This is a genomic window from Mesorhizobium sp. CNPSo 4671 (assembly GCF_057784245.1).
In genome coordinates this window covers 728,868-753,486 of the sequence record NZ_JBWLUW010000004.1, presented here as the reverse complement: position 1 = coordinate 753,486, position 24,619 = coordinate 728,868, and the positions used below count along the sequence as shown (strand labels likewise).

The 24,619-nt window shown below is 64.4% G+C and carries 27 protein-coding genes and 1 tRNA gene; 14 read left to right on the top strand and 14 right to left on the bottom strand.

All coding sequences use genetic code 11. The annotated features are described in order from the left end of the window. The first annotated feature begins 254 nt into the window (after positions 1-254). Entirely contained in the window at positions 255-2,135 is a 1,881-nt protein-coding gene (locus tag AC04SF_RS15685; RefSeq protein WP_488478547.1) for a DEAD/DEAH box helicase, read from the top strand. Between the two features lie 8 nt (positions 2,136-2,143). Here AC04SF_RS15685 and AC04SF_RS15680 read toward each other — a convergent pair whose 3' ends face one another. Then, the gene (locus AC04SF_RS15680) at positions 2,144-3,568 is read right to left on the bottom strand and encodes a glycosyltransferase (protein ID WP_488478546.1); all 1,425 of its coding nucleotides are present in this window, start codon (positions 3,566-3,568) and stop codon (positions 2,144-2,146) included. A 144-nt stretch (positions 3,569-3,712) separates the two neighbouring features. Between AC04SF_RS15680 and AC04SF_RS15675 the strand changes: the two genes are divergently transcribed. Beyond that, entirely contained in the window at positions 3,713-4,423 is a 711-nt protein-coding gene (locus tag AC04SF_RS15675; RefSeq protein ID WP_488478545.1) for a DUF805 domain-containing protein, read from the top strand. 252 nt (positions 4,424-4,675) lie between these two features. On the opposite strand, the gene leuB is transcribed toward AC04SF_RS15675, so the two are convergent. From leuB to AC04SF_RS15660, 3 genes are all read right to left on the bottom strand, one after another. Beyond that, positions 4,676-5,779 (bottom strand): 3-isopropylmalate dehydrogenase, encoded by a 1,104-nt coding sequence (gene leuB, locus AC04SF_RS15670; protein WP_488478544.1) that lies wholly within the window; start codon positions 5,777-5,779, stop codon positions 4,676-4,678. Positions 5,780-5,866: 87 nt separating this feature from the next. Then, positions 5,867-6,217 (bottom strand): VOC family protein, encoded by a 351-nt coding sequence (locus tag AC04SF_RS15665; RefSeq protein WP_488478543.1) that lies wholly within the window; start codon positions 6,215-6,217, stop codon positions 5,867-5,869. Positions 6,218-6,225: 8 nt separating this feature from the next. Further along, entirely contained in the window at positions 6,226-6,618 is a 393-nt protein-coding gene (locus AC04SF_RS15660) for a RidA family protein (RefSeq protein WP_488478542.1), read from the bottom strand. Positions 6,619-6,895: 277 nt separating this feature from the next. Between AC04SF_RS15660 and AC04SF_RS15655 the strand changes: the two genes are divergently transcribed. Next, positions 6,896-8,050, top strand: coding sequence for a tetratricopeptide repeat protein (locus AC04SF_RS15655; RefSeq protein WP_488478541.1), 1,155 nt, complete (start codon positions 6,896-6,898; stop codon positions 8,048-8,050). Positions 8,051-8,143: 93 nt separating this feature from the next. Here AC04SF_RS15655 and AC04SF_RS15650 read toward each other — a convergent pair whose 3' ends face one another. The 3 genes from AC04SF_RS15650 to leuD all read right to left on the bottom strand — a co-directional run bounded on the left by AC04SF_RS15650 (position 8,144) and on the right by leuD (position 10,300). Beyond that, positions 8,144-8,635: an ester cyclase gene (locus AC04SF_RS15650; protein ID WP_488478540.1), complete on the bottom strand. Its 492-nt coding sequence runs from the start codon at positions 8,633-8,635 to the stop codon at positions 8,144-8,146. A gap of 53 nt (positions 8,636-8,688) precedes the next feature. Continuing rightward, positions 8,689-9,624, bottom strand: coding sequence for an Ivy family c-type lysozyme inhibitor (locus AC04SF_RS15645; protein WP_488478539.1), 936 nt, complete (start codon positions 9,622-9,624; stop codon positions 8,689-8,691). Positions 9,625-9,694: 70 nt separating this feature from the next. After that, the gene (gene leuD / locus AC04SF_RS15640; RefSeq protein WP_096451815.1) at positions 9,695-10,300 is read right to left on the bottom strand and encodes a 3-isopropylmalate dehydratase small subunit; all 606 of its coding nucleotides are present in this window, start codon (positions 10,298-10,300) and stop codon (positions 9,695-9,697) included. Positions 10,301-10,455: 155 nt separating this feature from the next. On the opposite strand from leuD, the gene AC04SF_RS15635 reads away from it, so the two are divergent. The 4 genes from AC04SF_RS15635 to AC04SF_RS15620 all read left to right on the top strand — a co-directional run bounded on the left by AC04SF_RS15635 (position 10,456) and on the right by AC04SF_RS15620 (position 12,265). Beyond that, positions 10,456-10,881 (top strand): GNAT family N-acetyltransferase, encoded by a 426-nt coding sequence (locus tag AC04SF_RS15635; protein WP_488478538.1) that lies wholly within the window; start codon positions 10,456-10,458, stop codon positions 10,879-10,881. A 91-nt stretch (positions 10,882-10,972) separates the two neighbouring features. Beyond that, entirely contained in the window at positions 10,973-11,284 is a 312-nt protein-coding gene (locus AC04SF_RS15630) for an ArsR/SmtB family transcription factor (RefSeq protein ID WP_488478617.1), read from the top strand. Next, on the top strand, positions 11,284-11,730 hold the full coding sequence (locus tag AC04SF_RS15625) for an SRPBCC family protein (protein WP_488478537.1): 447 nt from the start codon (positions 11,284-11,286) through the stop codon (positions 11,728-11,730). The genes AC04SF_RS15630 and AC04SF_RS15625 overlap by 1 nt, the downstream gene beginning before the upstream one ends. 43 nt (positions 11,731-11,773) lie before the next feature. Then, positions 11,774-12,265, top strand: a complete 492-nt coding sequence (locus AC04SF_RS15620) for an SRPBCC family protein (RefSeq protein ID WP_488478536.1) — start codon at positions 11,774-11,776, stop codon at positions 12,263-12,265. Positions 12,266-12,433: 168 nt separating this feature from the next. On the opposite strand, the gene AC04SF_RS15615 is transcribed toward AC04SF_RS15620, so the two are convergent. Genes AC04SF_RS15615 through AC04SF_RS15600 form a run of 4 tightly spaced genes read right to left on the bottom strand, consistent with a single transcriptional unit; the run spans position 12,434 to position 17,464 of the window. Next, positions 12,434-13,600: an NAD(P)/FAD-dependent oxidoreductase gene (locus AC04SF_RS15615; RefSeq protein WP_488478535.1), complete on the bottom strand. Its 1,167-nt coding sequence runs from the start codon at positions 13,598-13,600 to the stop codon at positions 12,434-12,436. A 28-nt stretch (positions 13,601-13,628) separates the two neighbouring features. Next, positions 13,629-15,230: an ATP-binding protein gene (locus AC04SF_RS15610; RefSeq protein WP_488478534.1), complete on the bottom strand. Its 1,602-nt coding sequence runs from the start codon at positions 15,228-15,230 to the stop codon at positions 13,629-13,631. After that, complete coding sequence (locus AC04SF_RS15605; protein WP_488478533.1) at positions 15,221-15,913, bottom strand: response regulator; 693 nt, start codon at positions 15,911-15,913, stop codon at positions 15,221-15,223. The genes AC04SF_RS15610 and AC04SF_RS15605 overlap by 10 nt, the downstream gene beginning before the upstream one ends. Positions 15,914-15,916: 3 nt before the next feature. Then, positions 15,917-17,464 (bottom strand): DUF4153 domain-containing protein, encoded by a 1,548-nt coding sequence (locus tag AC04SF_RS15600; protein ID WP_488478532.1) that lies wholly within the window; start codon positions 17,462-17,464, stop codon positions 15,917-15,919. A 554-nt stretch (positions 17,465-18,018) separates the two neighbouring features. On the opposite strand from AC04SF_RS15600, the gene AC04SF_RS15595 reads away from it, so the two are divergent. Both AC04SF_RS15595 and AC04SF_RS15590 read left to right on the top strand, forming a co-directional pair. Continuing rightward, positions 18,019-18,912, top strand: coding sequence for an HpcH/HpaI aldolase/citrate lyase family protein (locus AC04SF_RS15595; protein WP_488478531.1), 894 nt, complete (start codon positions 18,019-18,021; stop codon positions 18,910-18,912). A gap of 92 nt (positions 18,913-19,004) precedes the next feature. Further along, positions 19,005-19,211, top strand: a complete 207-nt coding sequence (locus AC04SF_RS15590; RefSeq protein WP_488478530.1) for a DUF1737 domain-containing protein — start codon at positions 19,005-19,007, stop codon at positions 19,209-19,211. 164 nt (positions 19,212-19,375) lie between these two features. Here AC04SF_RS15590 and AC04SF_RS15585 read toward each other — a convergent pair whose 3' ends face one another. Continuing rightward, the gene (locus AC04SF_RS15585) at positions 19,376-19,645 is read right to left on the bottom strand and encodes a DUF6916 family protein (RefSeq protein WP_488478529.1); all 270 of its coding nucleotides are present in this window, start codon (positions 19,643-19,645) and stop codon (positions 19,376-19,378) included. Between the two features lie 378 nt (positions 19,646-20,023). On the opposite strand from AC04SF_RS15585, the gene AC04SF_RS15580 reads away from it, so the two are divergent. Next, complete coding sequence (locus AC04SF_RS15580; protein WP_488478528.1) at positions 20,024-20,809, top strand: SapC family protein; 786 nt, start codon at positions 20,024-20,026, stop codon at positions 20,807-20,809. Between the two features lie 39 nt (positions 20,810-20,848). Here AC04SF_RS15580 and AC04SF_RS15575 read toward each other — a convergent pair whose 3' ends face one another. Then, positions 20,849-21,379 (bottom strand): hypothetical protein, encoded by a 531-nt coding sequence (locus AC04SF_RS15575; protein WP_202352176.1) that lies wholly within the window; start codon positions 21,377-21,379, stop codon positions 20,849-20,851. A 270-nt stretch (positions 21,380-21,649) separates the two neighbouring features. Continuing rightward, positions 21,650-21,724: transfer RNA gene (locus AC04SF_RS15570), tRNA-Gly, on the bottom strand. A 212-nt stretch (positions 21,725-21,936) separates the two neighbouring features. On the opposite strand from AC04SF_RS15570, the gene AC04SF_RS15565 reads away from it, so the two are divergent. The 4 genes from AC04SF_RS15565 to AC04SF_RS15550 all read left to right on the top strand — a co-directional run bounded on the left by AC04SF_RS15565 (position 21,937) and on the right by AC04SF_RS15550 (position 24,573). After that, entirely contained in the window at positions 21,937-22,434 is a 498-nt protein-coding gene (locus tag AC04SF_RS15565) for a prolyl-tRNA synthetase associated domain-containing protein (RefSeq protein ID WP_488478527.1), read from the top strand. Between the two features lie 83 nt (positions 22,435-22,517). Beyond that, positions 22,518-23,525: a thioredoxin gene (trxA, locus tag AC04SF_RS15560; RefSeq protein WP_488478526.1), complete on the top strand. Its 1,008-nt coding sequence runs from the start codon at positions 22,518-22,520 to the stop codon at positions 23,523-23,525. 121 nt (positions 23,526-23,646) lie between these two features. After that, the gene (locus tag AC04SF_RS15555; RefSeq protein WP_096451847.1) at positions 23,647-24,318 is read left to right on the top strand and encodes an LON peptidase substrate-binding domain-containing protein; all 672 of its coding nucleotides are present in this window, start codon (positions 23,647-23,649) and stop codon (positions 24,316-24,318) included. Positions 24,319-24,327: 9 nt separating this feature from the next. Then, entirely contained in the window at positions 24,328-24,573 is a 246-nt protein-coding gene (locus AC04SF_RS15550) for a Trm112 family protein (RefSeq protein WP_202352161.1), read from the top strand. Positions 24,574-24,619 lie beyond the last annotated feature (46 nt).

Genomic DNA, 24,619 nt, shown 5'->3' with positions numbered 1-24,619 from the left:
ATTGTGGCTGGGGGCGTCGAATGCAAGAAAAGCCATCAAAAGGCCGCGCATCGAAAAACGATCCCGTTCGAAGCGGGCTTTTACGCGGTTTGCGGCAGGAGTCAATTGGCGCTGCGTCGCATGGCCTTCATGGCGCGCCCTGTACAAGAGCGGCGGCAGGAAGTACGAACGGCCAAGATTGTTTGGCTGGCGCGGCGCCGGCCCCGGCTCGTGCTCCTTGATGAGCGCGGAACCCTGAATTCCGAAAGAGTGAGATGTCCAACTTCGAAGGTATCGTCCCGGCGCTGGCACAGGCGTTGGAAAAACGCGGCTATTCCGAACTGACGCCGGTGCAGAAGGCGGTGCTGGAGCTTGGCCAGGCCGATGCGCTGGTGTCGGCGCAGACCGGCTCCGGCAAGACCGTGGCCTTCGGCCTCGCCATGGCGCCAACACTGCTCGACGGCGCGGAGCGCTTTGGCGCGGCCACGGCACCGCTGGCGCTGGCGGTGGCGCCGACGCGCGAACTGGCGCTGCAGGTGACGCGCGAACTGGAATGGCTCTACGAACCGACCGGCGCGACGGTGGCGTCCTGCGTCGGCGGCATGGATATGCGCACCGAGCGGCGGGCACTGGAACGCGGCGCCCATATCGTCGTCGGCACGCCGGGCCGCCTGCGCGATCACATCACACGGCAATCGCTCGACATGTCGGCGCTGAAAGCCGTCGTGCTCGACGAGGCCGACGAGATGCTCGATCTCGGCTTTCGCGAAGACCTCGAATTCATCCTCGACGCCGCCCCGGCCGAGCGCCGCACGCTGATGTTCTCGGCCACCGTGCCGCGCTCCATCGCCACGCTCGCCCAGGGCTACCAGCGCGATGCCGTGCGGATTTCGGCGGCCGGCGAGGAAAAGCAGCATCTCGACATCGAATACCGGGCGCTCAACGTCGCCCAGGCCGACCGCGAGAACGCCATCATCAACGTGCTGCGTTTCTATGAGGCGAAGAACGCGCTGGTGTTCTGCAACACGCGCGCCGCCGTCAATCATCTCACCGCGCGTTTCAACAACCGCAATTTTTCCGTCGTGGCGCTGTCGGGCGAGCTCAGCCAGAACGAGCGCAGCCATGCGCTGCAGGCGATGCGCGACGGCCGCGCAAAGGTCTGCATCGCCACCGACGTCGCGGCGCGCGGCATCGACCTGCCCAATCTCGAACTGGTCATCCACGCCGACCTGCCGACCAATCCCGAAACGCTGCTGCACCGCAGCGGCCGCACCGGCCGCGCCGGACGCAAGGGCGTCAGCGCGCTCATCGTGCCGGGCAGCGCCCGCAGGCGCACCGAGCGGCTGTTGCAAAACGCCGGCCTCAAGGCGACATGGGCCAGCCCGCCCTCGGCCGACGATGTGATCCGCCGCGACGACGAGCGCATCCTCGCCGACCCGGCTTTCGACGGGCCGGTGAAGGAGGATGAGCGCGGTTTCATCGACGCACTGCTCGCCAAACATGGCGCCGAACAGGTTGCGGCCGCCTTCGTGCGCCAATGCCGTGCCAGCCGCTCGGCGCCCGAGGATCTCATGGACGTCGCACCCTTCACGCCCTCGCGTGAAGGATTGGCGCGTGAAAGACCGGCGGGTGAAAAGTTCACGCCCCGCGACGAGGCGCCCAGCCGCCGCGACGATTTCGGCGCAAGCGTCTGGTTCTCGCTGTCGGTCGGCCGCCGGCAGAATGCCGAGCCGCGCTGGCTGATCCCGATGCTGTGCCGCACCGGCAGCATCTCGAAGCGCGAGATCGGCGCCATCAAGATGCAGCCGGAAGAGACCTTCGTGCAGATCGCCGAGGACTGGGCCGACCGTTTTCTCACCGCCATCGGGCCCGACCGCAAATTGCAGGGCAACATCGTGGTAAAGCGCCTGGACGGCGCGCCGGACCTGTCGCGGGCCGGCTATCAGCCGCCGAGCCCGGACAAGAAGCCGCATCGCGGCAAGGCGCCATTCGACCCGAACGCGCCGAAGCGCAAATTCGAGAAGCGCACACCGGCTTCGGCCGACCAGCGCCCGGCAGCCGCGCATGCGGCAAAGTCATGGGCGAAGAAGCCCGGCAAGCCGAAATTCGACAATGCCGGCCCGCCGAAACACAAGAAGGCGAAGCGGCCCTCCTAGTCTAAAATCTACAGGCGGCGGGACGCGCTGTCCTTCAGGCCGGCCTTAATGGCGGCCCAGCTTGCCGAAGCCGGTGTCGGCCGGTGGTTTTGGGCGATGCGCTCCACAAGCGACGAGCGCCAGGCATGGTCGTCGGCCATCTTGCGGATCGCCGCGTACCAGCCCTGCTGGTCTTCGGAATCGATCGCCGGCATCAGCCCGCCGCTCGCCTCGATCAGCGACGGTGTGGTCGAGACGATGACCGGAACGCCGAAATCGAGACATTCCGAGGCGCCGTAGCCCCAGCCCTCTATATGCGAGGGAAAGACGCCGAACGTGGCGCTGCGGTAATATTGGATGAGCTGCTCGTCGCTGACCAGTCCGGTGAATGTGACCGACTGGAAGAGCTCGGGATGCGCCTTGAGATAGGCGCGCAGCGGCTCGATCATCCAGCCCCAGCGCCCGGCGCAGACAAGCCTTGGCAGCTTGACGCCCTCTTCCCGTGCCTGCTGCCAGATCCGCGCCAGCAATATGTGGTTCTTGCGCACTTCGATGGTCGAGCAGTAGAGCACGAACGGCTCGCCGGCCTCGATGCGCGCGGTCGCGCCCATGCGCGATGCCGTCTCGTGCAGGATGGAAGGCATCGGAAAACGGTACACCACCGGCGCGCCGACGCCGGCCTTGCGCATATATTCGCTCAGCGTCGCGCCGACCTCGTCGGAGGCGCAGAATGCCGGCGCACCGGCGCGCACCAGTTGCTCGAGATCGGAGCCGAAACGGCGCTCGCCGGCGCTCGAGCCGAGCAGGTCAGGGCGCAATGCCGGGATGATATCGTGGCACAGGAAGGCAAGCTTGCCGGCGCCGCCCGAAACGGCGGACCGGTCTTCCTGGGTCAGGATGTGATGGCTGATCAGCACAAGGCCTGGCTCCGTCTCGACCGGCCGGGCTGGGGCATCCTCTCGCCAGCCAAAGCGGATCCGCGCCCGCTGGTACAGGCGATAGGCGCGGATCAACAGTCGCGTCGCCTGCCAGGCGATCCCCATGCCGCCATTGGTCACCGTCCTGGCCAGATGGCGGTCCGCGTCACGCTTGTCCCAGGGCTGTTGCCGCACCGCCTCGAAAGCCCGCGACAGCGCCGCGCGTCTCCCCGGCCACCGCTTGACACGATGCGGTGAAATCCCGCCCGCCGCGACATGGTCCTGTTCGAAAGGCGCGAGCGGCCGGAACCGGCCTTCTCCGGGCCTGAACGCCACCACCTCCACCTCGGGATCGGGATCCGCCAACGCCGCGTTGACGAGAAAGCTCTCCACCCGCGGAATGCCCGCCAGGCCCTTGCCGGGCGGCCAGAACATCAGCCCTGTGGCATCGACGGCTACGGCAGGGGCCAGCCTCGGCGGCCTTGCGACCTGCCCATCCGCGGTCGCGGCGCTGGCATCGGATTGCTCGACTGTCATGGTCTGCTTTGGCGAAGACGGCTGCACGTGAAGCCTTATGCTCGATTTGCCGCTAAGATGGTAGCCATGTCGCACGGCCTTGCCCGCGGGCTCGGCCCTGTGTCACACCTTGGCGGGGACGTGGCGATAAAAGGGGGGTGGGTGATGCGTGGCGAAGTGCTTCACTATGACGAGGACCAGGGCTTCGGCTTCATCACCGGAGCCGACGGCAACCGCTACACCTTCACCCGCGAGAACCTTCGCCGGCAAACCGCGATGCCCAGGGGCACGGCGGTCGAGTTCCAGGCCGGCGGCGGCCAGGCGCGTGACGTTTTCGCGATCGCCGCCCAGGCGGCAGGCCCGGCTGCCGACGCCGGCACCAGCGCCGCACCGGCTCAAGCCGCCCCCGCACCGGCGGCCGTCGCAGCGCAGGCGCAGCATTTCGGCCGGGCCGCCGAGCCGGCCGAGCCCACCGATCTCTGGTCCTATTTCTGGCGTGGGGTGACCCAGAACTATTTCAATTTCGCCGGCCGCGCCCGGCGCAAGGAATATTGGGGCTATTGCCTGTTCTGGACGATCGCGTTGCTGGTGATCATCGGCATCGGCGTTTTCGCCGATGTCGAGATCGGCAATTTCGACAACGCCGAGGTGCCAGCGATGACGGTCGGGCTTTTCGGCCTTTTCCTGCTGGCCACCTTCCTGCCCAGCCTCGGCATGATCGTGCGCCGCCTGCACGACCTCGGCCTGACCGGCTGGCTCTGCCTGCTGATCCTGATCCCGACCTTCGGCAGCCTGATCATCCTGGTCTTCGCGCTGATCCCGACACAGGGCCGCGAAAACCAGTGGGGACCGGTGCCGGCGGGCGTCAGGATTTAGCTTTTCGCACAGAACAGGCTCCGCGCCCTTCTTTCTGTCGACGTTGGTGCTGCCCCTCACCTGCCTGCCGGCATCCTCTCCCCGTAAACGGGGCGAGGGACGCTGTCGTGGCTGATTTCGCCAATCGCCAACGTTGCAGGAAGGAGGCCGGCGTTGCGGCTGCCTCTTTCTCCCCGTTTACGGGGAGAAATGCCCGGCAGGGCAATGAGGGGCGGCGCCAACCTTGAAGATTGGCCCCTTCGAGATGCCCGATCAGCCCAGGAACTTGGCGATGATCGCGTCGCCCATCGCAACGGTGCCGACCTCGGTCATGCCGGCGGACAAAATATCCTTGGTGCGCAGGCCCTGATCGAGCACGGCGGCGATGGCGCCTTCCAGTCTGTCGGCTTCATCGACCATGCCGAAGGAATAGCGCAGGCACATGGCGAAGGAAGCGATCATGGCGATCGGGTTGGCGATGCCCTTGCCGGCGATGTCGGGCGCCGAGCCATGCACCGGCTCGTAGAGTGCCTTGCGCTTCTTGGTCTTGACGTCGGGCGCGCCGAGCGAGGCCGACGGCAGCATGCCGATCGACCCGGTCAGCATGGCGGCGATGTCGGACAGCATGTCGCCGAACAGATTGTCGGTGACGATGACGTCGAACTGCTTGGGCCAACGCACCAGCTGCATGCCGCCGGCATCGGCCAGCATGTGGTCGAGCTTGACGTCGGAATAGCGCGCCTTATGGGTCTGGGTGACGACCTCGTTCCACAGCACGCCCGACTTCATGACGTTGCGCTTTTCCATCGAGGTGACGTGGTTCTTGCGGGTCCGCGCCAGCTCGAAGGCGACGCCCGAAATCCGCTCGATCTCGAACGTGTCGTAGACCTGGGTGTCGATGCCGCGCTTCTGGCCGTTGCCGAGATCGATGATCTGCTTGGGCTCGCCGAAATAGACGCCGCCGGTCAATTCGCGCACGATGAGGATATCGAGGCCCTCGACCACCTCCTGCTTGAGCGAGGAGGACGCCGCCAGCGCAGGGTAGCAGATGGCGGGGCGCAGATTGGCGAACAGCTCCATGTCCTTGCGCAGCCGCAGCAGGCCGGCTTCGGGACGCACCTCGTAAGGCACGGCATCCCATTTCGGTCCGCCGACCGCGCCGAACAGCACCGCGTCCGCCGCCATCGCCTTTGCCATGTCGGCATCGGAAATCGCCGCACCATGCGCGTCGTAGGCGCAGCCGCCGACCAGGCCCTCGTCGGTGACGAAGCCGCTGCCGAGCTTTTCGTTCATGGCCGCGATCAGTTTCTTGACCTCGGCCATGGCCTCGGGGCCGATGCCGTCGCCGGGGAGCAGGAAAAGATGCTTCGTTGCCATGGAGAAACCGTCCCAGAAAAGAATTTGAACCGGCGCTTTGCTAAACGCCAAGCGCTTGCGGCGCAAGCCTGCGCTTGAGAAGCGCCATCACCGATGCGAGAGAATGTTGACCAGCCGGCCCAGGGGATCGCGCACATAGAAGCGCCGCACGCCCCATGGCTCGTCGGCCGGCCCGTATTCGATGGCGAAGCCGGCGCCCTTCATCGCGGCCAGCGCCGCATCGACATCGTCGACCTCGATCGACAGGTCCGGCACAGGCGTGCCGGAGCCGCCTTGCGCCATGAAGGAGACCTGCACCTGCATCTGTTCCCCGGAACCGTAGGTGGCGATCCAGCCCTGATCCATCAGCACGTCGAGGCCGAGCACGTCATGGTAGAAACGTCTGGCGGCTGCCGCATCCTGCGTGTCGATATTGGCTACGATGCGCCGGACCTTCATGGCTTTCCTCAGGATCCCGCAGCTGTCCGCCGCAGCGCCGTCACTTCGATCTCGATCTTCATTTCTGGCTTGTTGAGCTGGCAGACGATCATCGTCGCCGCCGGCCTGATGTCGCCGAACGTCTCGCCGAGGATCGGGAAGACGACGTCAACAAAGGCCTGGTCGGTGATGTAGTAATGCGCCCGCACCACATCGGCCATGTCGAAGCCGCCGTCGGCAAGCGCCTTGCCGATCGTCGCCAGGCAGTTGCGCGTCTGCGCCTCGACCGTCTCCGGCATCGTCATGGTGGCGTAGTCGTAGCCGGTCGTCCCGGAGACGAAACACCAGTCGCCCTGCACCACGGCGCGCGAATAGCCGGCGGTCTTTTCGAAGGGCGAGCCGGTGGAGATGAGTTTGCGCATGGATGTCCTCAAAAATCGGCGCCGCAACTTTGCAGGCAGGACCTGATCCGGCCATAGGCCAATACAGACGAATCGACGGTGCAATATCTCGGCAAACGGGCTCTCCAGGCATTTGTGGTCGGAAGCCTAGCAATCGGCTTACCGTTCCCATCCACGTCCATCTAATGAAAGACCGATCGCTTCAAATGACCACTGCAATTTCTGCTTGCATTGAGGAACAAAAACGGAACTATAAGTATCCGTGAGAGCAGGCGCAGTAACTCTGGGGGTCAGAACCATGTCACGTCGCACCGACGCGCTGGCACGCGCATTTTTTGCAGGGCTTATGCGCGGGCCGCTGGTGGCCCTTGCAGTTGTTATCATGCTTGGCGCTCTGACCGCTCCGTCTTCGGCCGTTACGCGGGACTATGCGCTTTGCTTCGGCGATGAAAATGGCTCGGACGACGACGGTGGGCCCATCTACAGCAACGAAGCGAGCGTCGACGATGGCGCGGCCGACCGGCGAATCGCCGCCTGCTCGGTAATTGCAGAGGACACGACCGAAGCGCTACGCCTGCGCGCCAAAGCCTACTTCTACCGAGCTTCCGCCCGGAACGACAAGGAAGACTGGGACGGTGCGATCGCCGACTATGGCGAGGCGATCGCGATCGATCCCAAGCAGGCTGCGGCCTACTTCAACCGTGGCGCCGACTGGTACAACAAGGGAGACGACGACCGCGCAATAGCGGACTTCAACGTCACCATAAGCCTTGAGCCGTCCGCCAGCGAGGCCTATTCCAGCCGCGGCGCGGCCTTCCTGCGCAAGGGCAATATCGACGCGGCTATGGTGGATTACCAGCAGGCGATCAAGGCTGATGCGCAAAACAGCGCGGCGCATACAGGACTGGGTCAAGCTTGGGACAGGAAAGGCAAGCGCGACAAGGCGAGCGCCGAATATGATGAGGCTATCCGGCTTGACCCGACCGACATGATCGCGCTTCTCAATCGCGCCCTCAACCGCCTCGACAGGGGTGAGTTCGATCAGGCGATGGCCGATTACGACGCCGCCATCGGCATCGACCCCAAGAGCGCCGAAGCCTATGCCAACCGCAGCGCGGCCTGGCTCAGCAAGGATGGCTGGGGGCGCGCGATCGCCGACGCCAGCAAGGCGATCCAACTCGATCCCGCGATCGTCGACGGCTATTATTTTCGAGGCGTCGCCTGGGCAAGCAAAGGCAACAACGATCGCGCCATTGCCGATTTCGACAAGGCGATCGCGCTCGATGCGAACGATGCGCGGGCCTGGTTCGTCCGTTCGCTGACCCGGGCGCTGAGCGGCGATGCCATCGGAGCCGCCGCCGACTGCCGAAAAGCCATCGAACTCGATCCAAGGCGGGCCGGAACCTGCGGCGACCAAGTTGCCGGCGGCGGCGGCAAGCCGACCTCGCCATAAGGCTTCAGCCGAATTTCACCACTGCCTAAAGGCGCGAAGCAAGTTCCGTTCGACCGGCCCGATGGCGGGCCCACAACAGTGAGCCGGTGGAGATCAGGCTCGCAGTTGCGCCAGCACGCCAGCGATATCGCCCATGCCCCAGTGCTCGACGATCAGACCGTCCTGCAACCGAAAAATGTCGCATGAGGCGAAGCGCAGCGTCCGACCGGTCGGTGCGACACCGAAATAGGTGCCCTTGTGTGGGCCACTGTAGACGAAGCTCGCCGCTACATGGTCCTGATCCGCGACCACCGCTTCCGTGGCGACTTTGAGATCCGGCATTGCCGTCAATCGCGCCTTGAAGAAAGCGACGGTCGCCTGTTTCGGGCTGACATTGGCCGGCGGCGGTGCCGCGGCGCTTTTTTGATGATTCACATAGGTGTCGGCGAACAGTTCGGAGAAGGCATCGATATCGCCTGCGCTCAATGTCGCCGCGAACCGGTCCGCCAGCGATTGAGGCGAGGGCGCCGCCCGGGCGAGGGTCGGTGCGAGCAGGCCGCCGCCGAGAAGCAGCCCGGCTGCCGTTATTTGTCGCCGATTCTGCATCGTGACCTCCGTCGGCAAATGGCAACAGGAAGACCGTCGCTCGGCGAGGCCCGTTAGTTTGCCTCGCCCTGCGCGTCGTCGAGCGCCTTCTTGATGTCGTCCGGCCAGTCCTTCAGCTGCGGCCAAGCCGCTGGTTGGCCATCGTCGCCGCGCCGCGAGAAATAGACCTTGTGCCTGGCCGCGTCGACCGCCATGAAACCGTCATTGCCGCCGCAGTCATGCGGCACGCAGCCGGTGGCGTAGAAGGCGCCCGACGCGGTCTTCTCCGTGCCGCCGCCGACCAGCAGGCTGGTCGCCATGTCGGGCATGGTGTCGCCGAGCAGCGCCTTGGCCGCTTTGTAGACAGCCTCGTTGTGGAAGGCATCGATGATGTTCTCATACTTCGCCGGATCGACATCCTTCCAGTCGGTGCCGGGTTCCGGCGTATAGGCGAGGTTGCCGGAGGTCGTCAGGCCTTGGGTCGGCGACCATTGCAGCGTCGCCTTTGTCTCGCCCGGCAGCAGGTAAGGCACGAAATAGATGGCGTCGTCGGCGATGGCGGCCGGCGGCGCGCCGCATTCGTCCTGTTCGACCGTGGTGGTCTTGATCTCGCCGTCCTTCGGCTTCCAGACGATGACCTTGGCCGGGCCGCATTGATTGCCGCCGTCGCCGACATCGACCAGCGCGACATTGACGTCGCCGATCTTCACGATCTTGTCGAAGAAGACATCGTAATTGCTGGCCAGCTGTTTGCCGTCATAGGCGAGCACTTTCTCGCCATCCTGCTCCGGCTGGGTGATGGTCAATTGGCCGCCCTCGAACGCTATCGGCGCCTGCTTGTCGTCGTCGGCGGGCGCCGCGTCGCTGCTGCTCGGCGCTCCCTGGTCGGTCGCCGGCTGGTCGGCCGGCTTCTGGGCTGCTGCGGGTGTCTGTGTCTGCGCAAAGGCACTCGCTATGGGCACTAGCAACAAGGCCAGCCCGCAAACGCCGGCAAGAAGCGAACGTGCCATGACTGTCCCTCCCTTCAGTCGCCGCCAAACCCGGCCTGAAAGGGCCGGGCCTATATTCGGATGGTGCTGTTCAGGCCCAGGGGCGCTGTTCGGCGTTGCGCTTCTCGAACGAGGCGATGGCGCCGGCCTTCTCCATGGTCAGGCCGATATCGTCGAGGCCGTTGAGCATGCAGTGCCGCTTGAAATCGTCGAGGTCGAACTTGACCACGCCGCCATCGGGGCCACGGATTTCCTTGGCCTCGAGGTCGATCGACAAAGTGGCGTTGGAGCCGCGCGAGGCGTCATCCATCAGCTTCTCGAGATCCTCGGGGCTGACGGTGATCGGCAGCACGCCGTTCTTGAAGCAGTTGTTGTAGAAAATGTCGGCGAACGAGGTCGAGATGACGCAGCGTATGCCGAAATCGAGCAGCGCCCACGGCGCGTGCTCGCGGCTCGAGCCGCAGCCGAAATTGTCGCCGGCGACCAGGATCTGCGCCTTGCGGTAGGCCGGCTTGTTGAGCACGAAATCCGGGTTTTCCGAACCGTCGTCATTGTAGCGCATTTCGGCGAACAGGCCGGTGCCGAGGCCGGTGCGCTTGATCGTCTTGAGATAATCCTTCGGGATGATCATGTCGGTGTCGACATTGACGATCGGCATGGGAGCGGCGACGCCGGTGAGCTTGGTGAATTTTTCCATGGCTTTGGCCCGTGTTTTCGTTGCGGGGGGATTTGCTGAAGCTCCGTTTACACAAAGCCGAGGGCAAATAAAAGGCAACTGTTCGTGCGCATTGGCACAACAGCCACCCCACAAAGCGGCTTCGAATTCGCTGGCCGATGGTGCAGTCTGCCGGCATGGCTGAAAATTCCCATGTCCTCTACGCAAGCGAACCCGCGCTCAATGTCGCAGAATTCCGCAAGGTGCTGGTGGAATCCGGCCTCGGCGAGACACGGCCCGTCGATGATCCCGCCAGACTGCAGGCGATGCTGTCCGGCGCCAATCTTGTGCTGACCGCGCGCCTCGACATCGAAGGCAAGCCGCTGATCGGCGTGGCGCGCGCCGTCACCGACTTTGCCTGGGTCTGCTACATCTCCGAGCTCGCCGTCTCGCAATCGGCGCAAGGACTCGGCATCGGCAAGGGCCTGATGGACGAGGCGCGGCGGCAGCTCGGGCCATCGGTCGCCATCAGCCTGATCTCCATGCCCAACGCCGTCGGCTTTTACGAACGCATCGGCATGAAACGCATGGCCGACGCCTTCTGGTTCTCCCGCAAGGGCTGATTCTTTCTGCTGTGACGGCATCCGGTTGCCGATGGTGTGCGATCTTGCCGCTTGACATGCAACCAAATGGTTGCATATTAAAGCCATGAGCATGGATGACGTCTTTCGCGCCCTGGCCGACCCGACACGCCGGCAATTGCTGGACAAACTCCATGCCCGGAATGGGCAGACGCTGAACGCGCTGTGCGCGGAGATGGACATGACGCGCCAGGCGGTGACCAAGCATTTGGCGATCCTGGAGGAGGCCAACCTCGTCACCACGCTGCGCCGGGGACGCGAGAAGGAGCACTACCTCAACCCGGTTCCGATCAACGAGATCGCCGAGCGCTGGATCGGCAAATTCGAGCGCCATCGGCTGAATGCATTGAGTGATCTGAAGAAACGCCTCGAAAGGGATGACTGATGAGCAACAGCTTCGTTTACGTAACCTACATCCGCACCACGGCCGAAAAGCTCTGGGAGGCGCTGACCGACCCGGAATTCAACCGGCAGTTCTTCCTCTGCTCCCATCAGGAGAGCGAGTGGAAGGTCGGTTCCAGCTGGAAACTGGTCTTCCCCGACGGCCGCGTTGCCGACTCGGGCGAGATCCTCGAGATCGACCCGCCGCGACGCCTCGTCATCAAATGGCGCAATGAATGGATGCCGGAGGTTAGGGAAGACGGCTACACGCGCTGCACCTTCGCCATAGAACAGGATGGCGAGCTGATGAAGCTTGCCGTCACCCACGAGGCCGACGGCCCGCACCGGCTGATCCCGAATGTCAGCAAGGGCTGGCCGCTTGTGCTGGCCAGCCTGAAAAGCCTGCTCGAGACCGGCAAGGGTTTCGAGCGCCCGCCATCAAAGGGTTGAAGGATCGTTTTCGATATCGAAACAAATTGGATCGGAGGCATCGATGATGCACTTTCCCAAGATACAGAGCATGACCAATGGCGAGACGATCATGGCGTCAGCCGAGATCGAAGCGCCTGCGGAACGCATTTTTCGCGCGCTGATCACGAGCGAGATAGAGCACTGGTGGGGGTCCGCCGACACCTACCGGATGGCCGACTGGTCGGCCGACCTCCGCGTCGGCGGCCGCTGGACGGTTGTCGTCCGCACGGCCGACGGCAAGGACCTGCCGGCCGGCGGTGAATTCCTCGAGATCGAAGCGCCGCGCCGGATCATACAGACGCGGGCCTATGCCTGGGATCACGCGACGCTTGGCCGGCGGCAAACCACGGTCGCCTGGCTGCTGCAGCCGATCACCGGGGGTACGCGTCTCACCATCTGCCATGGCGGTTTTGCTGGGCTCAGCGATGCGGCGGCTGAACATGCCGAGGGTTGGGGCCGGGTGCTGGCCTGGCTGCAGGACTATGTCGCGGCTGGGAATCTGGCGGCGGCGTAGACACTTCCTTCTCCCCTTGCGGGAGAAGGTGGATCGGCGCGTTAGCGCTGAGACGGTTGAGGGGTGTTCCAGCGGAGTGAGACGTTGGCGTTCCCTGGAGCACCCCTCATCCGACCGAGCTTCGCTCGGCCACCTTCTCCCGCAAGGGGAGAAGGAAGAAGCGCGCCCTCAAATCACGTTCAATTCCCGGAAGGCCCGCCCCTCGGCCACGCGTTCGTACCCAAACGCCGAGCAATCGATCGTCCGATACCCGCCATGCACGATCAGCTCGGCCAGCGCCTTGCCCACCGCCGGTGCCTGCTGCAGGCCGTGGCCGGAAAAACCGTTGGCGAAGATGAAATTGCCGATTTCGGGATGCGGGCCGATCACGGCATTCTGGTCGAGCGTGTTGTAGTCATAGTGGCCGGCCCAGGCGCGGGTCGCCTTGATCGCTTCGAAGGCGGGAATGCGGGTCGCCAGTACCGGCCAGATCACCTCTTCGAACAGCGGCCAGTCGACTTCGAAATCGCTGGGGTCGGCTGGGCCGTCGCCCTCTTCCGGCTCGGCGCCGCCAGTGAGGTAGACCGAGCCTTCCGGGCGCACATAGATGCCCGAGGGATCGACCAGCAGCGGCATGTCGGCATATTTCTCGCGCGCCTCGAAAACGAAGACGTTACGCTTGCGCGGCTCGACCGGCAGCGCCAGCCCGGCGAGAGCGGCGACCTTGCCGGCATTCGGCCCGGCGGCGTTGATGACGGTACCGGCCTCAAGCGTCTGGCCATTGTCGAGGGAGACGCCGGTGACGCGGTTGCCGTGGCGCGCAATGCCGGTGACATCAGCAGTGATGAAATCGATCTTCTTCTCGCGCAGCGCCTTGCGGAACAGCATCAGCATCGCATGCGCGTCGAACCAGCCTTCGCCGGTCCGGCCATAGGCGCCGGCGGAAATGCCCTCGCTCGACAGCCAGGCGAAGCGCCGTGTCAGCTGCTCGGCGTCCTCGAGCACGATGTCGGCGCCCTCGGCGACCTGCGCATCATGGTTGGCCTTGAGGACCGGCAGGCCGTTCTCGCCGGCCAGGATGAGATAACCACCCTCGCGGAAGCCGATATCGGCATCGGTGCCGAATGTCTCCTTCAGCCGCCGGAACAGTTTTAGTGTGAACTGCGACAGCCGGATGTTTTCCGGGATGGAGAATTGCTGGCGGATCGAGGCCATGGACAGCGTCGTTGCCGCATGGGCGAATTGCGGATCGCGCTCGATCAGCGCGATGGAGCCGGAAAAGCCTTCCTCGCGCAGATAATAGGCAATGGAGGACCCGACGATGGCCCCACCGATGATGACGATGTCGTAGCGCATTTTTTCTCCGATCCGGTCGGCGGCCTGTCTATGCCACCGGCAAAGTGATCTCGAAGCGCGTGCCGCGCTCGCTGTCAACCAGCCGGATCATACCATCATGCGCTTTCAGGAGGGCCAGCACGATGCCGAGGCCCATGCCGGTGCCGCCGGTGGCGCGCCGCGTGGTGAAGAACGGCTCGAAGATGCGCGCCCGGTTGCTCGGCGAAATGCCGTCGCCATCGTCGCCAACCAGCAGCGTCGCCTTGCCGCCGGCGCCTGTCGCCGCGATCGAAACCAGCGTCGCGCCATGCCTGGCGGAATTGTCGATGAGGTTGGCCAGCACGATTACCGCGTTCTCGGCCGAGATGCGCAAGGCGAGATCGCCGCCCGCCTCGACGCGAACCGCCAGCCTGGTGTCGACGGGCAGCTGTGCCAGCGCGGCACCGATCGAGGTGCTTTCGCCGCTGGGGGCGAGGTTTTCGGCCTTGGCCAGATCGAGCAGCCGCCGGACCAGCAGATTGAGCCGCCCAGCATCGGTGACGATGTTGTTTGAAAAACGCCGCCGCTCCTCATCGTCCATCGCACTGCCTGAATCGCGCAGCAATTCGGCCGCGCCCTGGATCGCCGTCAGCGGCGATTTGAGCTCGTGCGAGACATGGGTGGCGAAGGTCTGGATCGAGTCCGACCGCGCCTGCAGTTTTTCCGCCATGTCGAGAAAGGCGGCGGAGAGCTCGGCCATTTCGTAGGTCCCGTGATGGTCGAGCGGCCGGATCGCGTCGCGCTCGCCGGCGGCGATGCGTTGCGTGCGGTCGATCAGCGCGTAGATCGGCCGGCTGACGGTGCGCAGGAAAACGAGGCCGATGAGCAGCGTGCCGGCGAGAATGGCGATCGCTGCCAACGTCACCTTGCCGCGTTCGCCATAGAGATGTTTTATGATGTTGTTGGGCGTGCGCGAGACATAGACCACGCCGGCGACATGGCCGTCGACGGCCACCGGCAGAGCGACGAAAACACGCACCTTGGTGCCGCGGCTGACCGAATAGAGCGGTGGCGTCGGCTGGTCGGGAATGCGCAGCCTGAGCGCACTGGCATAGCGGCCGGCGAGCGCCTCGCGCACCTCCTCGACCTCGCCAAGCGACAGCCCGACCTCGCCGCGCCCGGCAATGACGACGCCTCGGGGATCAAGCAGCCGGAAGCCGGCCAGCGTGGTTTTCTGCGTCGCGTCGAGAATGCCGGACAGGCGCGTGCCGATGGCGGCAAAGGCGGGATCGGCGGTCGCCGGCGTCGCCGCCGGCCGCGTCGGCAGCACGTAGTCGGAGGCGAGATCGAGGCTTGGCTCGATCGGCCGGTACGGTCCGTCGGGATTGACGCTTCGGCTGGCACTGCCATTGGGTTCCGGCATCGGCGCGCCGAGTTTTTCCGGGAGAATGCCGGCGTCGCGCACATCCTGCGCATAGATGGCGGCGATGGCCGCCCCTTGCGCAATCAGCTCGGCCTCGGTCTGGCGGATCAACTGGTTCTCGTAGAGGCGGAAGAAGAACAGGCCGACCAGCGGCAGGGCCATAACCAGGATCAGGATGGCGACGACGACGGTGGCAAGCCGTGGCCGCCATTTGCGGCCGATCCATTTGCGCGAAGTCGTCAGCCGCATCGGCCAAGCCGGAAGCCGACGCCATGCACGGTCTCGATGGCGTCAAGGCAGCCTACAGCCGCCAGCTTGGCGCGGATGTTGCGGATATGGCTGTCGACAGTGCGGTCGGCGACATGGATTTTTCCCGCATAGGCACTGGCCATCACCGCGTCGCGGTCGAGCACATAAGTCGGCCGTGCCAGAAACCCTTTCAGGATCGAGAACTCGATCCCCGTCAGCGCAAGCGGCTTGCCGTCGAAGCTGACGGCATGGCTGGCCGGCGCCAGTGTGAGCTTGCCATGCGCGAACTGCCGGTCGTCGGCCGGTTCGGGCGCTGCCGGGCGGGCGCGGCGCAGAATGACGTTGACGCGGGCGACCAGCTCGCGCGGGGAAAACGGCTTGGTCACATAGTCGTCGCCGCCCATTTCCAGCCCAAGAATGCGGTCGATCTCTTCATCGCGCGCGGACAGGAACAGCACCGGCACATCGGAAGTGTGGCGCAGCCGCCGGCAGACCTCCAGCCCATCCATCTCCGGCATGCCGATGTCGAGCACGACCAGATCCGGCGCCCGGCGCCCGATCTCCTGCAAGGCGGCGGCGCCGTCGGCCACTGCATGCGTTTTCATGCCGGCCTTTTCCAGCGCGAAGCAGATCACTTCGCGGATATGCGGGTCATCGTCGGCGACGAGAATGTGATGCGGCATCGGTCAGCGGCCCGGCAAGGAAGGTTGCGAAGGCCGAGGAAGCACGAGCGACCCCTTGCTGTCGAGATATCGCAGCAGCCGCCAGTCGCGAAAGCTCCAGGCGCGCCAGTTCTGCTGGACGGTGCGATACCAGTCTTCGTCGCTGGCCCGCAATCCTTCCAGTTCGCGCATAGCGCCCGCGGCAGCCGTCTTGGCCTGATGATCGAAGAAACGATCGAGCGCGGGAAACGCGCCCGGCCCGAGCGAGCGCAGATACCAGGCGTCGAGGGGGATGCCCTGGCCGGTCATTTCAAGGGAATGGTCGACATTGTAATTGGCGATCGTTGCGGCGAAATTGACGAAACAACAGGCATAGAGCGTCGCCGATAACGTCAGAAGATTGGCGGAGGAGAGCCATTCATTGGATTTTCCAAGCGCGATGCGGGCGATGATCAGCGCCAGCCCGGCCGCCACCAGCCCCATCCAGACGAAGGCGGCGATGCGCCAGTAGGTCAGCGCATAGATGCCGATATAGAGATCGAGCCGCAGGATCGACGAGATGACCAGCATGATGTTCTGCGCCACCCAGGCATAGACCAGCCGGCGGATGATGGGATCGCTTGAGGTCTCGCTTCCCGGCCTGAGCGCCGCCAGGACAAAACTGGCGGCAAGCAGTGCGGTGACGATCAAGGGATAGGCGCCGCGATGCGCATAGGCGGCGTAGCTCAAGCCGTCGGGAAGCGCTGCGCCGCCCCACAGATAGGTGGCGTCGAGCCCGGTCTGCAGCGCAAACAGCACGTTGAAGACAACAAGCGCGCGCAGGATGGCGGCCTTGCCGAACACGATGTCCTCGACGACGTGCCTTTGCGGATTGGTCGGCGGTTGAACAGCGGCAACGGCATTGTTTGGCCGGGCGACGCGCTTCGAAAAACGCGGCAGGCGCGGCCGCAAAAAGGCCCAGACGCCGGCGAGCACGAGCAGCCAGAAGGCAATCCGCGCCAGCTGGATCAGATCGAGCAGCTTCATCAGATCGATCAGCGACAGCCAGTATTCGATGACCGGATTGGCGGCGCCGAACAGCGCCAGGAATATGGCGCCCAGCGTCAGCGGCATCACCCAGACAGCGATCGCCGCCAGCCGCACGCGGCGCCGGCCGAGGCGCCGCGCCGTCTTGCGCCAGCGGATGAAATCTCTGATGAAGCGGAACGGCGCTGCCAGCCAAAACAGCGCGACCTGGCCGGGAATGCGGGCGATGCCGTGCCGCAGGCGTCCGCTCAGCGAAAGCGCGAAGACGACCAGCGCCGCCAGCGCGATTGAGACAGACAGGGTGCTGACATTTTCGGCGAGCGGCAGCAGTGCGACCAGCAGGGCTGCGGGCTTGAGCCAGACCCTGATGTCGCTGAAGGCCGCGGGGTGCACGGCCACGACCGCGGCGGCGATCAAGGTGGCGAACAGGAAGACCGTGATGCCGGCGGGCTGGCCGTAGAACAGGAAATCCGCCAGCACGACCAGCAGCACGGCAACGCCGAAGCGGCTGCAATAGCCTGGTGCGGCGGTGAAAAACGATGTCATGAACTGACCTTCCTGATGGCATCTGGCCTGATCGTGCCCGGCCGCCATGGCGGCGGGCTCTTGCGGACAAGGGGAATGAGGATCGCCACGGAATTGGCGCGCGGCGGATCGACCAGCCACCAGCCTTCGCTGCGCAGGCGCCGGGGCAGGGACCAACGGGGTTTTGCTCGCTTGTGCATGCCGCCTGTTTGGCAGGCCGGCAGGGAGATGGCAGGGTGGATCCGAGGAGGTTTTCGGCAGGTGCGTGCAGTTTTCGTGCAGAGGCTGCGCCTGAGAGCGCTGCCCGCCATCCTTTACAGACGTTGGCGCTGCCCCTCATCTGCCTGCCGGCATCTTCTCCCCGTGAACGGGGAGAAGGGAGCTGTCGTCGCTGTTGTCGCCAATTGTCAGCGGTGCAGAAAGGATGCCGGCGTTGCGGCCAGCTTCTTTCGCCCCGTTTACGGGGAGAAATGCCCGGCAGGGCAATGAGCGGCAACGCCGGCTTTCGCGATTGGCTAGTCTTAGGCACAAGTCGGGCGCTTGCCTCACCCGTCCACACGCTGCATAGATCGGACATGACCGAACCCTACCGCCCGCGCCGCTCGGTGCTCTACGTCCCGGCCTCCAACGACAAGGCGCTGGCCAAGATCGCGCAGCTGTCCTGCGACGCAATCATCATCGACCTCGAGGACGCCGTCGCCCCGGCTGACAAGATTGCCGCCCGCGAAAAGCTGCCCGCAATCTTCGCCAGCCGCCCGGTTGCCAATCATCTTGGCCATCGCTGCGAGATGGTGGTGCGCGTCAATGCGCTGGCCAGCGAATGGGGCGCCGACGACCTCTTGGCCGTGGCGAAAGTCGAGCCCGACGGCATCCTTTTGTCCAAGGTCGCCACGCCGCGCGATATCCTCGAGGTCGGCGACGTGCTCGACGACAATTTCGCCCCCGACAGCGTGAAATTATGGGCGATGATCGAGACGCCCAAGGCGCTGCTCAACATTGGCGCCATGGCCGAACTGGGCCGCGATCCGGCCTCACGGCTCAACTGTTTCGTTGCCGGAACGAATGACCTGGCCAAGGACACCGGTGTGCTGGTGACGCCGGACCGGCGCTACCTCGTGCCATGGCTGATGCAGATGGTGCTGGCCGCGCGCGCCGGCGGCCTCGACATGCTCGACGGCGTTGCCAATGATTTTCGCGACCTCGACGCCTTTGCCCGTGAGTGCGCGGAAGGCGCCGCCATGGGCTTCGACGGCAAGTCCCTCATCCATCCCGCCCAGATCGACGCGGCCAACCGCGCCTTCGCGCCTTCGCCGGAAGCGCTGACCGAGGCACGGCTGATAAAGGATGCCTTTTCACTTGCGGAGAATGCCGGCAAGGGCGTGATTTCGCTGAATGGAAAAATGGTCGAGCGCCTGCATCTGGCGCAAGCCGAAAAATTGCTGGCGAAGGCGGCCGCCATCGGCGCATGATCCCGGCCAAAGCAATTCCAGGAAAAGTGCGTGGCGGTTTTCCGTCCGGAATTGCGTAAAAAGAACGAGTTATTTACGACAGGACTTGAGACATGAAACTCTACCGCTTTCTGACCGCCCCGGACGATGCCAGCTTCTGCCACAAGGTGACGGCGGCCTTGAACAAGGGCTGGCACCTGTTCGGCTCGCCGACCTACGCCTACGACAAGAAAGCCAAGACCATGCGCTGCGGCCAGGCGGTGGTGAAGGATATTGACGGCCAGGAATACGGACCGGACACCAAGCTCAGCGAGTGGTAGGGGAAGCCGCCGAGGCCCTTCTCCCTTCGTCATCCTCGGGTCTGCGTCGCGTCGCTACGCTCCTTGCTCCGCCCGAGGATGACGAAGAAACGGGCGTTTCCGCCAATCGCCAAGGCGCGCGTCGGTCGACGCAAGCGTCGCTTCAAAAAGCCCGCTTCACCGGCCTAATTGAACACCGCCTCGTAAAGCCGGCCGGACGCGTCGGCGGCGACCGGCACGATGAAGATGTCGTGCACCCCGCTCTTGCCGGCGAAGCGATAGGTCGCTTGCGGCAGCGGCGTTTCGCGCGGCCCCCGGAACATCAGCGAAAAGCCGCCGCCCGGACGCGGACTGGCGGGAATAGGGGTGACCGCGCTCAGTTCCAGCGGGACCGGCCTGCCGCCGGCCTCGACGGTGAACTCTTGACCCTGTTCGAAATCCGTTACCGACGCCATGCCATTCAGCCTCAATCCGCTTGCTGGAGCGGTTTCAGTGTTTGACGCCGACCCGCTCCGACCTTTCATTTCCCGCAATTGCAGGAAAACCGTTTCACGCTTTTCCTGCAATTGCTCGTGGCGGCAATCTCGCCGCTTCGCGGCAGGCTGTCCATAGGCCCGTCAGCCTGTCCGGCCGCTGGGCGAGACAATTCGCCGGGGCAAACCGCAAAATACCGCGGCGGTCGTGCTTTTATGCGTGCCGCGGACACTGTAGTACTTTGTTCCAGCGCCGGAGTCTTGGCCCGACCAAGATCAGCGCAACAAGAGCAGATGCCAGTCTTGGGGTCTGATGCGGAGGATCCGGCCTGATCGGCTGGCGGGAGAAGGGACGGGACCATGGCTGACAATGAGACAAAGACGCAAGCAGCGCCGGCGGACGCCATGCCGCTGTTCTATTCCAAACCCGAAGCGCTCAATCCGGTGCGGCATGGCTCGCTGGGCCTGACCGCGCGCAGCGACTTTGCCTTCGCACGCACCGCCCATGCCATTCCGGTGGTGGCGTCGGAAATGCCGGCGGCGATGCGCTCCTACCCGATCGTCTTCATCGGCCCCGGCAAGGCACCTGTCATCATCACCGGCGTGCGGCAGGGCGAGAACCTGTTCGTCGACGCCGACGGCCGGTGGACCGCGCCGCACTACGTCCCCGCCTATGTCCGCCGCTATCCCTTCATCCTTGCCGAGGACCCGACCACGGCAGGCCGGCTGACGCTGTGCGTGGACAGGGCAAGCGAGCGCGTTATCGACCAGCTCATGGCACCCTTCCGCGAAGACAAGATCGCGCCGTTCTTCAGCGGCAACGAGCCGACCGAAGCAACCAAGCAGGCGCTCGCCTTCTGCAACCAGTTCCAGATCGACTTCAGGGCCACACGCGAAATGATCGACAAGATCGACGCGCACGGCCTGTTTTCGCCGCGCCAGAGCAAGGTAACGCTGGAAGGCGGCGAAGTGCTCAACCTCACCGACTTCCAGGTGATCGACGAGCCGGCCTTCAACAAACTGAGCGACGAGGCCTTCCTCGACCTGAGAAAGTCAGGCGCGCTCGGCCTGCTCTACTGCCACCTCGCCTCGACGAACAGCTGGACCTCGCTGGTGCACCAGGCATCACTGCGCAAGGCGGGGTGAGGGCGAAATGAGGCCGATCGTCTCCAGGCCGGATGAGACTTAAATTATGGCTGTGACCTTACGAAGTTGGCCAAGAATCGACGCGAGTTTTTGCCCGTCATGTTTTAGGGCTGCCAGTCTGGCTTCGGCCTCAGAGTGCTCTAACACCAGTATGGTGCGGTCAGGCTGACGCGAGCGGATCGACAGCGATCGAATGATTAAAGTCCATTGGCCGTTATGCTCAACCGTCACCTTGAACATTCCGTGACATAGCAGGGTGCGGAAGGTCTCATGCTTTTCGCGATACTTTGAAAGTTCGGTAAGGGCGCGCTGACCCGCCTCACCAAATGGACCGTCGGGGCTGATCGCCGCTGCCAAGTCTTCGAACCTTTGCCCGATCAGATGTCGCAGGCGCACTGCAATCCCGCCCTGTGCCGTGGCGCTCAACGCAAGCAGTGTTTCGGTCGCCGCTGCTTCGACCATTGAAAAATGGTGCATACAAGCACCACGCCAGGAATTCACTTCGGAAAAAATTGCATCCCAGTTAATTGGTTGCAGTGATGGTGTTGTTTCGTCGGGGGTAACGGCCATCTATTCCTTGTAGCGTCATCGTGTTAAGCATCAAATAAATAACGTTGACTGCTTTACCTTGGCTCTTTGATGACAAGACCGACGCTTGCTCGGCTCTGCATGGAGGGCGCTGCACACCGGCTCGACGCTGCGATTTCAAACTGCGTCGAAGCCACGAACGGACTGCGCGGTAGCCCGTGCATTCAGGCAACCGCGATCTAAACCGCCCTAAAACGCGAAAAAGCCGCGGCGGACCGCGGCTTTTCGATGCTTGATTTCCCTGGAGGAAATTGGAGCGGGTGAAGCGATTCGAACGCTCGACCCCAACCTTGGCAAGGTTGTGCTCTACCCCTGAGCTACACCCGCTCACACGGCGTCTTGGCCGCAAGCCGGGCCTATATGGCTGAAGAGCGCGGCGATTGCAACAGGGAAATCGCAGGCTTTTTTCAACACGTCAAACGATGCCGGCAAACCGCCCGCGCCGCAAGGATTTCGCCACGCCGCTGCGCGACGGCCTTGTGTCGGCTACCGCATTGGCCGTAAACGGCAAGGCGGAAAAACGACAAAGAAGACAATCGATGCCGAAGACCGAAGCCGAACTTTTTGCCTTTCTCGCCGAACTCGGCATCGCCGTTTCGACGATACGCCATCCGCCGCTCTATACGGTGGCCGATTCGCAGGCGCTGCGCGGCGAAATTGCCGGCGGGCACACGAAGAACCTGTTCCTGAAGGACAAGAAGGACAATTTCTTCCTGGTCACGGTCGGCGAAGACGCTGTCGTCGACCTCAAGCAGATTCACCAGCTGATCGGCGCATCCGGCCGTGTGTCCTTCGGCAAGCCGGAGATGCTGATGGAGCTTCTGGGCGTCTCGCCGGGCGCCGTCACCGTCTTCGGCGTCATCAACGACACGGAGAAGCGGGTGAAGCTGGTGCTCGACGAGGATTTGATGGCGCATGCCGTCATCAATGGCCATCCGCTGACCAATGAGGCGACGACATCGATCGCCGCTAGCGATCTCATCAGATTCGTCGAGGCAACCGGGCACGATGCTGCTATCTTGAAAGTCTCGGCATGATCGCCACATGGATGGCGAAAACCGACTTCCAATGACATGGGCGCCGACCTGCGGGCCGGCGGCGCGACCGAAAGGGTGACGAGATGAGCGACAACAAGCCGTTTGGCGGGTCATTCGGCAGCAGTGGCGGCCAATATGCCACCACCGTTCAGTATGGCGGAACCGCCCCCGCGCCGGCAAAGGTCTCGCTTGGCGATGCGCCGGCCGCGCCTCCCGCCGGCGATGTCATCAAGGACACCACGACCGCGGCCTTCGCCGCCGACGTCATCCAGGAATCGCGCCGCCAGCCGGTGCTGGTGGATTTCTGGGCGCCGTGGTGCGGGCCTTGCAAGCAGCTGACGCCGCAGCTGGAAAAGGCGGTCCGGGCCGCCGGCGGCAAGGTCAAGCTGGTCAAGATGAACATCGACGATCACCCCTCGATCGCCGGCCAGCTCGGCATCCAGTCCATTCCCGCGGTCATCGCCTTCAAGGACGGCCAGCCGGTCGACGGCTTCATGGGCGCCATCCCCGAGAGCCAGATCAACGAATTCATCACCAAGGTCGGTGGCAAGGGCAATGGCGCTCCGGCCGTGGCCGAGGCTTTGGCGGCAGCAGCCGAAGCGCGCGAGGCCGGCGACATGCAGACCGCCGCCGACATTTTTGACGCCATCCTGGCGCAGGCGCCGGAGACGATCGAGGCAATTGCCGGACTGGGCGACCTGCTGTTCGAGGCCGGCGACACTGAAGGCGCCGAGGCGTTGCTGGCAACGGCACCTGAGGCCAAGAAGGACGCACCGCCGCTCGCCGCCGTGCGCGCCAAGATGGCGCTTGCCGCGCAAGCAGCGGCGCTGGGCAATCCGGCCGAGTTCGAGCGGCGCCTGGCCGAGAACCCCAAAGACCATCAGGCCCGCTTCGACCTGGCCATGATCCAGAACGCCAGGGGCGAACGCACGGCCGCGGCCGACAATCTGCTGGCCATCATCAAGGCCGACCGCGGCTGGAACGAGGACGGCGCCAGGACGCAATTGCTGCAGTTTTTCGAGGCCTGGGGCATGACCGACGAGGCGACGCTGGCCGCGCGGCGCAAATTGTCGGCGCTGCTGTTTTCCTGAGCCGGCGGCTGTTTCGTCGCATGGGCTTGTGGTCGGCGGCGGCCGCGCCAGATTAGGAAGCTGACTTCGGCCAAGCCGACGAGCCCCGGCGGCGGCGGAAGAAGTCGATCGGAGGAATGTGGTGCAAGCGGGAAACGCGCATTACCGGCTGGCCAAGGATCTGCCGTCGACGATCCCGATCTTTCCGCTGGAGGGCGCGCTTTTGCTGCCGGGCGGCCGCATGCCGCTCAACATCTTCGAGCCGCGCTATCTGCAGATGGTCGACGAGGCGGTCGCCGGCTCGCGGCTGATCGGCATCATCCAGCCGAGCCTCGACGGCGCGCTGCGCGAGGATGGCGAGCCGGAGCTCTGCAATGTCGGCTGCGCCGGCCGCATCATCGCCTTTTCCGAAACCGGCGACGGCCGTTACCTGATTTCGCTGCAGGGCGTATTCCGGTTCCGCATCGCCCATGAACTGACGGTCAAGACGCCGTTTCGCCAGGTGAAGCCGGCGCCCTTCCTCGCCGATCTCGATGACGATCCGGCGGCGAACGAGATCGACCGGCCGGCATTGCTGAAGGCGTTTCGCGCCTATCTGCAGGCCAATGATCTCGAAGCCGACTGGGAAAGCGTCAGCCGCGCCGAAAATGCCATGCTGGTCAACGCGCTGTCGATGATGGCGCCCTATGGGCCGGCCGAGAAACAGGCGCTGCTCGAAGCCGCTGACCTGAAGACGCGGGCCGAAACGCTGATCGCCATCACCGAAATGGCGCTGGCGCGCGAGAATGAGGATTTTGGTTCGAGTCTACAATAAGAGGGCGCGATGGCAGCGGATGGGCGTGACGGAAAGAAGATCAATGTCGACCCGAAGCTGCTGGAGCTCCTGGCCTGTCCTTTGACCAAGGGGCCGCTGGCCTGGGATCCGGAGCGGGGTGAACTGGTCTCGCGGGTCGCCAAGCTCGCCTATCCAGTGCGCGACGGCATCCCGATCATGCTGCCTTCGGAGGCGCGGACGCTTTCGGCGGAGGATGTGCTGGCGCCGCCGCCGAGGCTGAGCGGGCCTTCCTGAATTCGAGCATTGCTGCGGCGAGGCTGGCGGGAAAGCGCTCCCCTCT